At 51.1% G+C, this 12,285-nt stretch carries 11 protein-coding genes; all 11 read right to left on the bottom strand.

Translation table 11 applies throughout. From position 1 onward, the window contains the following. The coding region (locus tag P771_RS0100610; protein WP_028573611.1) for a 4Fe-4S dicluster domain-containing protein at positions 1–448 on the bottom strand (448 nt) is incomplete at its 3' end. A gap of 13 nt (positions 449–461) precedes the next feature. Next, complete coding sequence (gene fdnG / locus P771_RS0100605) at positions 462–3,476, bottom strand: formate dehydrogenase-N subunit alpha (protein ID WP_084301543.1); 3,015 nt, start codon at positions 3,474–3,476, stop codon at positions 462–464. Positions 3,477–3,501: 25 nt separating this feature from the next. After that, the gene (locus P771_RS0100595; protein WP_028573608.1) at positions 3,502–3,684 is read right to left on the bottom strand and encodes a hypothetical protein; all 183 of its coding nucleotides are present in this window, start codon (positions 3,682–3,684) and stop codon (positions 3,502–3,504) included. A gap of 126 nt (positions 3,685–3,810) precedes the next feature. Then, complete coding sequence (locus P771_RS0100590; protein WP_028573607.1) at positions 3,811–4,647, bottom strand: transposase; 837 nt, start codon at positions 4,645–4,647, stop codon at positions 3,811–3,813. Between the two features lie 241 nt (positions 4,648–4,888). Then, a complete protein-coding gene (locus tag P771_RS0100585; protein WP_028573606.1) occupies positions 4,889–5,218 on the bottom strand; it encodes a hypothetical protein in 330 nt (109 codons plus the stop codon). Positions 5,219–5,241: 23 nt separating this feature from the next. Continuing rightward, on the bottom strand, positions 5,242–5,724 hold the full coding sequence (locus P771_RS15965; protein WP_035243681.1) for a MauE/DoxX family redox-associated membrane protein: 483 nt from the start codon (positions 5,722–5,724) through the stop codon (positions 5,242–5,244). A 1-nt stretch (position 5,725) separates the two neighbouring features. Next, entirely contained in the window at positions 5,726–7,492 is a 1,767-nt protein-coding gene (locus P771_RS0100575; RefSeq protein WP_028573605.1) for a rhodanese-like domain-containing protein, read from the bottom strand. 55 nt (positions 7,493–7,547) lie between these two features. Beyond that, positions 7,548–8,129: a peroxiredoxin family protein gene (locus P771_RS0100570; protein ID WP_028573604.1), complete on the bottom strand. Its 582-nt coding sequence runs from the start codon at positions 8,127–8,129 to the stop codon at positions 7,548–7,550. A 6-nt stretch (positions 8,130–8,135) separates the two neighbouring features. After that, complete coding sequence (locus tag P771_RS0100565; protein WP_028573603.1) at positions 8,136–8,885, bottom strand: response regulator; 750 nt, start codon at positions 8,883–8,885, stop codon at positions 8,136–8,138. A 104-nt stretch (positions 8,886–8,989) separates the two neighbouring features. Further along, positions 8,990–11,008: an ATP-binding protein gene (locus P771_RS15960; RefSeq protein ID WP_035243679.1), complete on the bottom strand. Its 2,019-nt coding sequence runs from the start codon at positions 11,006–11,008 to the stop codon at positions 8,990–8,992. A 42-nt stretch (positions 11,009–11,050) separates the two neighbouring features. Continuing rightward, the gene (locus P771_RS15955; protein WP_035243677.1) at positions 11,051–12,283 is read right to left on the bottom strand and encodes an ABC transporter substrate-binding protein; all 1,233 of its coding nucleotides are present in this window, start codon (positions 12,281–12,283) and stop codon (positions 11,051–11,053) included. Between the last annotated feature and the right edge of the window lie 2 nt (positions 12,284–12,285).

Raw genomic sequence — 12,285 nt, 5'->3', positions numbered from 1 at the left:
GTCCGTTGGTGACCCGGTCATTGCACATGTCACACTTGGACATGATCAGACTTTTTTCGTTTTCCCTGGGTATGTCATAGGGACAGGAATTGCGGATTTCATCAAAGAACAGGTTCTGGGTGCGCTGGGTGAACAGGATAGCTCCTGTGTTCCAGTCCTCCAGGATGGCCTGTTCATCGTCCATGTCCCCGACCATTTTACAGGGCGGGCTCAGGCAATGGCGGCACTGATCCGGAAAGAAGACCCAGTTTTTGAGTTTATTATCTTCAACTATTTCGTTCATGCGGACTACCTTGTAGGTGATGAACGAGAGATCTTTGGGATTCTGGTGAGAACCCCAGTTACGGGTTTCTTCAGCCGGCAGCTTATGCCACTGCTTGCATGCGACTTGGCATCCACGGCAGGCTGTGCACTTGGTAAGATCTATAAAAAAACCTTTTCCATCCATCAGTCATTCCTCCTTACTTTTTACGCACATTGGCCATGAAGGCTTTGGTCTGCGGGATACCGGTGTTGGGGTCGCCCACTGAAGGAGTGAGCAGATTGGCTGAGTCTCCACCGTATTTGGGATGAACCCATCCATAATGGAAGGGAACCCCGATCTGGTGGATAGTCTGGCCCATGATGGTAAAGGGCTTTACCCTGTGGGTAACCATGGCCACAGCTTCTATTTCTCCTCTGACTGTTTCCACGATGGTCATGTCCCCGTTTTCTATGCCCCGCAATCTGGCCAGCTCCGGGCTGATTTCCACAAAGTTCTGGGGCTCGGCCTCCAGAAGCCATGGTGTCCAGCGGGTCATAAGCCCGGTCTGCCAGTGCTCGGTAACCCTGTAAGTTGAACAGATAAAGGGGTACCTGGGGTCGCAGCTGGCGATCTTGTCCAGTTCAAAGGTCAGGGCTGTGGGGTTGTGCAGGACACTGGAAAAGGGCTGTTCTTCAAAGGGGCATTCCAGGGGCTCGTAATATTCCGGGAATGGTCCATCATTAAGGCCTGGACCGTAGAGTTGTCCAAAACCATGGGCCCGCATAATAAATGGATGCTTTTCTCCCGGTTTCCAGCCTCCATCGGGCACGTCACCGACCCAGCTGGACCCGTCCCAGGTCACAACAGCCTTGTCCGGAGCATAGGGCCTGCCACTTGGATCGCAGGAAGCCCGGTTGTAGATGATTCTGCGGTTGACCGGCCAGGCCCATGACCAATTGGGGAATAGGCCGATTTTGGCCTGCATTTCAGTCTGGGTCTTGTCCCTTCGGGCAGCCATATTGCCCTGTTCGGTGTATGAACCGCAGTAGATCCAGTTTCCGGAACAGGTTGAGCCGTCGTCCTGGAGCAGGGCAAAGCTGGGAACCTGGGTCCCGGCCTTGTAGGTGGTGGTGCCGATGGTGGTGTCTTTAAGGAAGTAGCCATTGATGAGCTTGGCAACCTTGTGCGGATCAAAGTGTTTGGTGTCGTCAACCCACTGGCTTGTATCCAGGCTGGCAATGGGATCGGGATATGCTCCGCCTTCATTCTGGTAGAGCTTTTTGACCCGCTCAATGAGGCCGTACATGATGTCCCCGTCATGCCAGGTGTTGCCCAGGGGTTTGGCAGCCTCGTACCTCCACTGCATCCACCGGCCTGAATTGGTTACAGAGCCTTCTTTTTCCATAAAGACTGCGCAGGGCAGGAAAAAGACCTCAGTGTCAATCTGCTTTGGATCCATGCCCGGACCTTCCCAGAATGAAGAGGTCTCATTGTGGAAAATGTTCACCACCACCATCCAGTCCAGCTTGGTCATGGCCTCCCGGTTCTTGTTGGAGTGGGAAAGGCATCCGGCCAGATTCTGGCCCCAGCAGAGAAATCCCTTGATATTGCCCTTGAGCATCTCATCAAACATGACCAGAAAGGAGCAGTCCTGTCCTGCGTCGAGTTTGGGCAGGAAGGTATAGGCCTGATCCAGATCAGCATCAGGATACATGGCCTTTAAGAGGCTGGCAATGTACTTGGGTCTGTTCTGCCACCAGTTGGCACTCTTGGGATCATTGCTCACCGGTGTATTGGCCTTGTTGTAGTCGGCCAGGGTGGGCATTGTGGCCCTCGGGGTCGGATTGTAGCCAGGAATTATATGGTAGAGCAGAGCCTGGTCTGTGGAACCCTGGACATTGGACTCGCCTCGCAGGGCATTCACTCCGCCGCCGGCTACTCCCATATTGCCCAGCAAGAGCTGGATCATGGACATGGCCCTGATGATCTGGACGCCTGTGGTGTGCTGGGTCCAACCCATGGCGTACATGACTGTCCCAGCCTTGTCCGGCCTCCTGGTTTCGGCATAGGCCTGATAAACGCTGAGCAGCTCCTCCTGGGTGGTTCCAGTGACCTGGGATACAGTATCCAGGTCATAGCGCTCATAATGTTTTTTCATGAGGTTGAACACACAGCGCTCATGGCGCAGGGTGTTATCCCGCTGGGGCACTCCTCTTCTGTCGGTTTCAAAGGCCCAGTAGGACTTGTCATAAGTGGCTGTTCTGGGATCAAAACCGGAGAATATGCCGTCGGTGAAACTGTATCTCCGGCCGACAATAAAGGAAGCATTGGTATAGTTGACTACATAGTCCCGGAAATAAAGGTCATTATCCAGAAGATACTTGATCATGCCACCCAGAAATGCCAGATCCGAGCCGGACCTCAGGGGGACATAGAGATCAGACAGGCTGGTTGTCCTGGTATACCGGGGATCAACATGGATCAGTTTAGCGCCCTTTTCCTTGGCTTTGAGGACCCATTTAAAGGAGATGGGGTGGTTTTCGGCAGGGTTGCTGCCCATCATGAGTATGCAGTCACTGTTTTTAAGGTCGATCCAGTGATTGGTCATTGCACCGCGTCCGAACGACTCTGCCAGAGCCGCAACAGTTGCGCTGTGTCAGATACGGGCCTGGTGCTCGATATAGATCAGGCCCAGAGCCCTGAGCATGGACTGATAGGGCCAGAGTTCTTCGTTGTCCAGGGCAGCAGAACCGGCAGAGGCAATGCCGTTGCACCTGTTGACCATCTGGCCCTGGGCATTGGTTTCAGTAAAGGTCGCATCCCTGGTTTCTTTGATTTTCTGGGCGATGCGGTCCAGGGCCCACTCCCAGGTTTTTTCTTCCCATTTGGTGCTTTTAGGGGCCCGGTAAAGGACCTGGGTGACCCGCTTGTCATTTTCAGCCAGCTGATAGACTGAAGCACCCTTGGCACAGAGGGAGCCTTCGTTAATGGGGTGATCAGGATCACCTTCGGTGTTGATGATTCTTCCCGGACCTTCTTGAGCGGTGTGGACAATAAGACCGCATCCGACTGAACAGTAACAGCAGATGGTGGTGCTCTCTTTGGCCCAGTTGATTTGAAGGAGCTGGGCTTGGGCAACGGTGGGCTTTAAATTGAAGCCCAGTCCGCCAAAGGCGGTTACAGCTGTGGCTGTAGCCGACAGTTTGATGAATTCTCTTCGGCCTAGTTTCATAATTCCTCCTGCAAGTTGATTAACATTAACTGCCTCCAGTCTCCCTGTTGAGATGAATGAGAAGATCAAATCCCCAGGGAGTGTAATCATGTTGGAAAAAAGGCTGATCCCGGTCTTCAAACCGGGAAAGGATCATGTCCCGGCATTTCTCTGTCGCCATGGTCAGGTCAAAGCCGAGACCGGTAAAAGGTGTGAATTGATTCAGCATAGCCATTCCTTATAAAAGGATTAAAAAATGTGGCCGGCCTTTACTGCAATACCGGGCAAAAGGTCTTTGGCCTTTTGCTTATGATAACTGATTGGTGAGCAGGGGGGAAAAGTCAAAAGGTTTTTTTTATTCAAGATCTGGCACAAAGGAGCAGAGGCGGGAGCACAAGGCCGGGAACGGGTCCTCGTTACTGTGGTTGAACCGGAATTCAAGCTCTTTGAGATATAGAAGGAGCCGCAACGGGTTTACGGTTCTGAATTTTTTCAGCTTGGAACTGGCATAGGGCCAGAATTCTTTGTGCGTATCCAAGGGCAGTTTATCCCGCTCATAGCTGATCTTGCGATGTGAGAAAAAGCCGTCATCCCAGGCGATGAGACTCAGATATTTTTTATAGGGAGCCGTATAGATGATTCTACCCATGCACCTGGTCCGGAGAAAGAAGTTCAGCCTGAAATGGAGCAGGGTTTCCAGAGTCAGGTCAGGGATGTAATCAATAAACACCTTGCCCCGGCTGGGAAGGATCCCCAGGACCGGAGAGGGAAAATCAGGGGCGCTGCTGTTTCTGAGAAGAGATACCAGCTTCAGGTTTTTGATTATCTGGGGACCGTCCAGGGAGCCGGCCAGAACCGAAAGCCTGGAGATGGTCAGGGCCTTGCGGATGGTGTTGTAGCTGACCCCCAGCTGATCAGCCATCATGTCCGGATCAACCTCCAGCTCAAAGAGTTTGATGAATCTCAGCCACTGCCTGGGGGACAGTCGGGCAAAGTTGATGAATCTCAGGCTGAAGTCGTGGAAAGTATACTTGCACCTGGAACACCTCCGTCTTCCTGAACCCAGACTGTACAGTTTTCTGTTGCTGCACCTGGGGCAGAACCTCTGATGGTTTTTCCAGCAAAATTTCAACAGAAACTTATGGGCAGATTTTCTTGATTTTATTATGTGTTCATAGGTATTTAGTCTCATGGCGCAAGTCCGGTAGCAGTGCAATATCTTGCGCTAAGCATAAGTTGTTCTTTCTGGAAAGGCAACTGGATCTTCAGGACCTCTGGGATAGATAGTTCAGCTTGTCTATTAAGTAGTGGTGCAAAGGGCAGAAGCAGGTTTAGATGTGTTCTGACAGCGACACCGGATCTGGATATGGTGGGTGGGTCTGGCCGGGACGATTGCTGGGGTACTGGTTGGTTTGACCTTTGGCCGGATCAGTTCATGGGCTCTGCTTGATGAAAACAAATGTTCCCACATTGGGCAGATCGAGGTGGAATCCATCCGGGGTCAGGGTACCCAGGATGACCCCTCCGGTCTTGGTGTGCAGCCAGATTTCGCTTCCTCTGACTTTCCACCTGAACTGGACCAGGTCGATGTCGGTTTCCCAGGTGCCCTCGCCGTTGTCTTTGAGTACTATCTGAGACTGGACACCAGGAGCGTCTTTTTCTGCTCCTTTATAGGTGCCGGTCATGGCAGACTGGTCAGTGCAGGCACTGATGACGATCAGCAGCAGCACTACAGGGATTAGCTTGATCATGGTATTAAACATGGTGATTCCTTGTACCCTACAGGTCAGATTTTTTTCAGCATGGCTGTGAACCTGTTTTCAACATGAAATATTTTGTCGAAAAAGAAAATATGAATGCACATCCCCAGCCAGACAAGATCCCTGACTACGGTCATCCAGCTGATGGGTGCGTCAGCGCTGCTGAAGCAGCCGCAACTGATGGGGGAATCGCGCAGCAGGTTGATGAACACGGCTATGGTGAACAGGACCAGAAGAAAGGAAATGATGACTGTGGCTGATTTGGCCCTGAATCCGGCCACAAGCATGATACCGCAGATGAGTTCCAGCCAGGGCATGGTGATGGCCAGAAGATTGACCGACCAGTAGGGCACCAGCTGATAACCGGCAATGGTTTCGGCGAACTCGGCCCCGTAGTTGATTTTGTACATGCTGGCGTAGATAAAGAGTCCGCCGATATAGACCCTGAGGATCAAGGCCAGATAAGGGCTGGTCAGAAATTTACCCAGGTATTTTGAAACACTACTCATTTCAGGGCTCCACCGGCAGATTGAGCTTTTTCCATTCCCTCAGACCACCGGGAAGGATCAGCACATTTTTATGTCCCCGCAGGATCAGTTCATGGGCGACCTTTTCATCGTATCTCCGGCTGATGTTCCGGCCATAGACAATGATTTCCTTTTGAGGGTCCATAGTTGCAAATCGCATCATGTAGATGAAGTCGAACAGGTTCAGGGGCAGGCTGACCGCTCCGGCAATCCTTTCCTGGTTGTAAAATTCATTGGGTCTGGCATCGACAAATATCGAGGCCTTGTTTCTGTGCTTCAAGGCTGCCCAGTCGGTTTCAATGGAGGGAGGAGTGGAAAAGGTCCATGTTTCAGGAATAGGGCTGGTCCCGGCCGGGCTTGACAGATTATAGGTCAGGCTGAGGACCAGAGTCAGGACGATGATGAACGCAAAGTCCAGGACGCCTACCCGTTCCAGGCGCAGGGCTTCCTTTTGAACCAGACCGCTGATTCTGTTCCTGGCCTTTTGGAGGACATTGACTCTGTCCCTGGCCTGCCTGAGTTCTTCAATGGTCTTGGAAAGCTCGTAATTTCTCCGGCCAAGGTCCAGATTGAGCTTTTGAATGATCTCAAAGGAGAGAACGTTTTCCAGGGAAAGCAGAAAATTCCTGCACAGAGAAACCAGCAGGTCTTCCTCGTCAGCAGTGAACTCCTGCTGGGTGATTTTGGAAGAAAAGCCCATGATTCCGTAATAGTTTTCATCAAGGCTGAAAACGATTCCCGTGTCAACCGGAAGATTCAGGGCTCTGACCGAGGCAATGCTTTCCTTGAGGGATTGAACCTTGAAGTCCGGCAGGGAAAAGCATGCAGGAGATGGATAAAATGAGAGAACGAACTTCTTCAGAGGTTCTTTATCAATATTTTGCAGCTCCCTGGTCTGGTCGCCCCGTCTGGACAGAATGGATGTATTTTCAAGGGCATCAAAGAGGATTATGAATCCTGAGCGGGCGCTGATGGTTCCCTGGGCCATGAGCAGAAAGTTGTCCAGAAGTTTTTTCTTGTCGAATATTCCACTCAGTTCCCTTGATGTCTCAGACAGGGCTTTGAAATGGAAAAGCTGCCTGTCCAGGTCCATCTGTGCCTTGCGGGCCTGGGACAGGGCATTGCCCAGCTGCTGATTTTTAAGCATCAAGTCATTGTTCAGCATCCTGACCTGGGCTGAAGAGCGGGCCAGTTTCAGGGAATCCATCAGCACTTCGGTCATGCTGAGCAGGAAATCGGTTTCCCGGTCATAATAATCTGTTTCGTCAATTTTGGAACCCAGGCCGATAAAGCCGAAGCATTCCGAGTCCAGGGTCCACTGGACAAGCAGCCTGGTCCGGGCCGGCCAGATAATGTCCTGTCCGCTGACTTCAGGATACTCGTTGACAGCTGTCAGCCTGACCTGTTTGGGCAGAACATCTTCCTGGGAATCCAGGTGGCTGAAGAATTTTGCATATATTTCACTGCCTGCAGTCTGGAGGCGGGAGGCTTCCTGTTCGCTGATTCCCCTGGTTTCAGAACAAGTCGACTCTCCATGCTGTTCAATCTTGATTACAAAGGCACAGGCCGTGCCCATGGCTCCCATCAGGGTCAGCAGGAATTTTTCCAGGATCTCTTCCTGGTCCTCCAGCAGGGTGAGTTCCCTCAGGGACTCATTGATAATGTTCAGGTGGTAGGCTTGGCGCTCCAGACGGACAAGCTGTTTTTCAAGTTCTGTCCGGTCAGGTGTAAAAGCCTTGTCAGTGGTCATGGTTGCATATCTGTCCGGCTGAAGGAGAACCGGATGGTTTGTCGTGCTTAGCAGTTTAATCAGGGTTGGACAGGGACAAGCTGATTATGCCCCTGATTTTTTCCATCAGAACCGCTGGTTCCGGAATCCTGCCCAAATGGGCGTACAAAACCTTTCCATCCCTGGAAACAATCAGGGTGAAGGGTGTGTCCGGACTGCCGATTGTTTTATGGAAGTCATATTCATAATCCCCAAGAATGGGATAGGGTGCGTTCCAGGTGCCTTTGAGGTATTCTATCTCCATGGCCGTAGCCCCCGGAGCAATGGAAAACATGAGTATTTTTTCCCTGAGCATCTCATCCCGTTTTATCCGGTTGAACAGCTGATTGACCTCGGCTGACTGGGTATGACACACTGGGCAGTAGGCTCCGACTACTTCAATGAGAAAGTAGCTGGGACCAAGCTCTGAGAGCATGAAATCTTCTTTTTCATCCAGCCCCAGGTATTTTTTTTCTTCCTGTCCGTATGGGGCCTGAAATACGAATTCCGGCAGGTATTCATCCACGCTGATGATATTTTTGGCTGAAACATGGGCAGCCGACATGGCAATAAGCAGCACCATGAACAGGGCCTGGGTCAGGTGTATGGGTCTAGCCATGATTTACTACTCCGCTGCAGGTTTGGGAGGAGGTTCATGACCTTTGAGATAAGCAACAGCCTCCTCCTGGGTTGGAAATATTCGGGCCAGTTTGTTTATCCCAACGATTTCAAAAAACTTGTTCATATTGTCGGAAAGGCCGGTCATGGCCATTTTCTGTTGATTTTCCAGGCTTCTGGAAAGGATCTGAATAAGTATCCCGATGCCGGCTCCACTCACAGACGAGTTTTCACTGAAGCGCAGCAGAACCGGGGTGTCTTTGTTTTTTTCCACTTCATCGTAGATCTCCATGAGCAGGTCTTCATGGGAGGCATTGATATTGCCCTGGATATCCACCACTGCAATATGATCCAGCATTGACCATGATACTTCCTTTTCATTGCTTTCCAGGAGGCTGATTCTTTCCTGGGCCCTTTTCAGGGCCGAATCCAGGGCCTTTTTCTGGATGGGCTTGTTGATGAAGTCCGTGGCATTGAGATTCATGGCTTCAAGGGTCAGATCCACATCCCCATGGCCGGTGATGATGATCACCTCTGTCTTTGGACTCAACTCCTTGATTTTTTTCAGGACCTCCAGGCCGTCCATGCCGGGCATCTTGATGTCGGTGATAACCATGGAAGGTTTTTCCTTTTGAAATATCTTCAGCCCTTCTTCACCGTTTTCAGCAGTAAATACAGTATAGCCGTAGACCTTTAAAAAAAGCTGAAACATGCTCAGGGTGGGTTTTTCGTCGTCAATGACCAGGATTTTGCGCATATGTTCCAGTCCCCCAGTTTACTCCGGCAAGTTGGTCAGGCCGGACCTGATTGTTGATTTGGCAAGGTCTTCTGAGCTGTCTTTTTGTTGAACCGAGGCCTTGTTCACCCAGGCACAAGCACAGGGATTTTCTTAAGCCTGGGGAATGATATCTTAAAGGTCGTTCCTGACCCCTCCACACTGTGAATGTCGATTTCACCCTCATAATCCTTGATTATTCCATAAGAGATGGACAGGCCAAGCCCCATGCCCATGCCGGTCTGTTTGGTGGTGTAGAAGGGGTCGAATATTTTTTCTCTGACCGACTCGGGCATACCGGTGCCGTTGTCTGATACAGCAAGGACCACCTGGTCATCTTCCAGACTGGTGGAAATGACTATCTCACCGGATCCTGCTCCGGGGTCATCGCTTTGCTTCTGGATTATGGCATCTCTTGCATTGGTTATCAAATTAAAGATGACCTGCTCCAGACGATTCTTGTGAGCCATGATGGGCGGCAGGTCATTGGTCAGGTTGAGCTTGACCGTGATATTCTGCAGCTTCAACTGCTGGGCGGTTATGGACAGTACATTATGGACCGGCTTGTTGATGTCGGTCTTTTCTTTGGTAAAGTCTGATTTGCGTCCGAATTCACGCAGATTATTGATGATTTCCGTGGCTCTGTCCACCTGTCGGCTGATTTCCCTGGTGATCCTTTCCATCTGTTCACTGGAGATGTCTTCCTTGTTTTCATGCATCATGCTCAGAAACTCACTGCCCATCTTTATGGCATTGAGGGGCTGGTTCAGTTCGTGGGCAATTCCTGCAGAGAGCTGACCTAGGCTGGTCATTTTGCTGGCCTGAATAAGCTGAGCATCTTTGTCGATCATTTCTGTGATGTCGGTGGTGGCCACAATGACGGCATCCTTGTTCCGATATCTGGTCCTGCAGGCCTCAACATTGGTGTAAAAAGGGATCTGACCTTTTTTATAATGAATGGCCTTGGCATAGACAAAGCTTTCATCTTCAGGGTAGGCCTCAAAATAGGAGATGAACTTGTTCTTGAATTCCGGTGCCAGTTTGGTGAAGGGCATGTTGACCAGCTCCTCGCGGGTGTAACCGTATGTCTGCTGGGCACTGGGGTTGGCATCCAGAATGATCAGAGTGCCGCAGCTGAGGACAAAGATGGGGGCCGGACCGCTTTTGAAGAGGGAGCGGTATTTGCTTTCCGACTCCCGGACCCGGCTGCGGTAGAGTTTGATACTTCTGACCATGTTTTTGAATGAATCAGCCAGCTGCTGGACTTCGTCGCCCACTTTTTTTCGTTTGGCCATGCAGTCGGTGCAGTATGAGGCTTTTTCCGGAATATGTTCACTGTCCGAGGATACGTCCATGACCTTGTCAACATGCCAGCAGGGCAGGTCAGTATTGTAGTAGGCCGGACAATGCTCTTCCCGGTTGTCGTGGGAATCCTTGAACAGGGCCAGGGGCTTGAAGTCCAGATTTCCCTGGCTGATTTCGTCGGCCATTTTTGTCAATTGGGACAGGGATTTGGTGATATACTTGGCCAGCCAGTGGCTGAGGAGAAAAATGATGATGATGGTTCCGAAGATGAACCCCAGGAAAGTTATCCTCAGTTTGTGAATGATCTGATGGATGTGCTTTTCCTTCAGCCCGACCCGCACCGTGCCTATCTGATAAATTCCCTCCCAGATGGGCACGGCAATATCGTAGGCACTGGAATCAGCCACCTGGAGCTTGCGCACACTGTAGTTTCTGTCGCCTGGAATGGGATTGGAATGAATCAGCTCTTCAGGAAACGGCTTGATAAAAGTGTGGGAGAGCAGTTTTTTCTCGTCATCAATGATAAAGATGTAATCCACCAGGATCTGTCGCTCCCCCAGCTGAGAAGCATCAAATACCAGGCTGACCAGGTTGGGATGATCTCTGGTCAGGACGTAGCCCCGGCCCTGGTCAGCAATACTCTGGGCAATGGCTATTCCCCGGATGGTCAACTCGTTCACCAGACTGGAAACAAGTATCCACCTGGCAAATATGGCAATGGCGATGCTGAGCATGAGGACCATGGCCAGGGTGGAAAAAAAGATCTTGTTTTTTAGACTGATGTCCTGGAATCTGAACATGAGTTTCCGCCGGGTGGTTGGGATTGATGTCTGAAAGATTGTCTAATGAATACCATAGATTTCCCTGACTTTCTGCCAGTCAGTGAGCAGGGCCAGCCTTCCGTCATAGATTATGGTGAAATAGACTCTGGAAAGCCCCTGATGATTGTCAGGGCTGAAGGACAGAGTGTTGGCAATACCCAGGGAATAGTTCTGGATGGACTCAATGGCATCGATGAACCGTTCCCGGTTCAGGTTTCGCCCGGCCCGCTCCAGCCCTTCAACCAGGACCCTGGCGTTGATAAACCCTTCCAGGGCCACCAGGTTCGGCTGTTCATACGGATAGTACCGTCTGTAGAGTTCGGTGAATTCCTGAACGCCCCAGAGCAGGGCCTGGGACTCCAGGGAGTCCGGGAGGGGGACAACCTGGGTTATGATGACCCCGTTGCCTTCCGGCCCCAGGATCCTGGCCAGCTCTTCACTGCCTACAAAGGAGACATTGTGAAAAATGGGGTTGAATCCCCTTTCTCTGGAGGTCTGGATGAATTTGGCACAGGCATCGTAAGTCCCGATCATGACCACGGCCTGAGCACCTGAATGGATGATATTGTCAAGACCCTCGTCAATATCCATGGTGCCTCTGGTATAGCTGCCTCTGGCCACCGGGGCCAGGCCGTATTCCTTGAGGGCCAGTTCAGTTCCTTTAAGTCCGTCAAAACCATAGGCATCATACTGGTAAAACACGGCAATTCGTTCAAGTCCCAGCTCTTCCACAAAGTATTTGACCGCTTCCCTGGTTTCCTCATAGTACGAGGGGCGGACATTGATTATGTAGCGGTTAAAAGGTTCCCGAAAGTCATTGGCTCCGGAAAAGATGCCCACCAGGGGGATTCTGGCCTCGGAAATCAAGGGGAGGACCTTGACAGTGGTGGGGGTCCCCACGTAGCTGAAAAGACAGAACACTTCGTCCTCGATGATCAGCTTTTGAGTATTGGCCAGACATTGGGGAGGATCGTATCCGTCATCATAGGCGATTATTTCGATTTTTCTCCCATGGACTCCGCCCTGCTCATTGATATGGTTGATATAGGCCCTAGCCCCTTTCAATGTCTGGGTGCCCAGAAAGCTGGCATGGCCGGTCAGGGCCAGGGATGAACCGATGTAGATCCGGTCATCGGTTACTCCGTGCAGTACCTGCTCGTTCTGGTCTTCATTGGATTCCGACGAACAGGCAAGGATTGCCAGAACTGCCAAAAGACAGAAAAGTATGCGAAGCATCAGTCTTACATGGCTCATAT

Origin of the sequence: Desulfonatronovibrio hydrogenovorans DSM 9292 (assembly GCF_000686525.1) — a bacterium.
Lineage (GTDB): Bacteria > Desulfobacterota > Desulfovibrionia > Desulfovibrionales > Desulfonatronovibrionaceae > Desulfonatronovibrio > Desulfonatronovibrio hydrogenovorans.
Note: the sequence above shows the minus strand (reverse complement) of the source record. Positions and strands in the feature narration are given on the sequence as shown.

What these genes read in the sequence shown, in the direction of transcription:
- P771_RS0100595 (WP_028573608.1), bottom strand. Translation starts at nt 3,684, where the DNA reads ATGCTGAATCAATTCACACCTTTTACCGGTCTCGGCTTTGACCTGACC.
- P771_RS0100590 (WP_028573607.1), bottom strand. Translation starts at nt 4,647, where the DNA reads ATGAGACTAAATACCTATGAACACATAATAAAATCAAGAAAATCTGCC.
- P771_RS0100585 (WP_028573606.1), bottom strand. Translation starts at nt 5,218, where the DNA reads ATGTTTAATACCATGATCAAGCTAATCCCTGTAGTGCTGCTGCTGATC.
- P771_RS15965 (WP_035243681.1), bottom strand. Translation starts at nt 5,724, where the DNA reads ATGAGTAGTGTTTCAAAATACCTGGGTAAATTTCTGACCAGCCCTTAT.
- P771_RS0100575 (WP_028573605.1), bottom strand. Translation starts at nt 7,492, where the DNA reads ATGACCACTGACAAGGCTTTTACACCTGACCGGACAGAACTTGAAAAA.
- P771_RS0100570 (WP_028573604.1), bottom strand. Translation starts at nt 8,129, where the DNA reads ATGGCTAGACCCATACACCTGACCCAGGCCCTGTTCATGGTGCTGCTT.
- P771_RS0100565 (WP_028573603.1), bottom strand. Translation starts at nt 8,885, where the DNA reads ATGCGCAAAATCCTGGTCATTGACGACGAAAAACCCACCCTGAGCATG.
- P771_RS15960 (WP_035243679.1), bottom strand. Translation starts at nt 11,008, where the DNA reads ATGTTCAGATTCCAGGACATCAGTCTAAAAAACAAGATCTTTTTTTCC.
- P771_RS15955 (WP_035243677.1), bottom strand. Translation starts at nt 12,283, where the DNA reads ATGAGCCATGTAAGACTGATGCTTCGCATACTTTTCTGTCTTTTGGCA.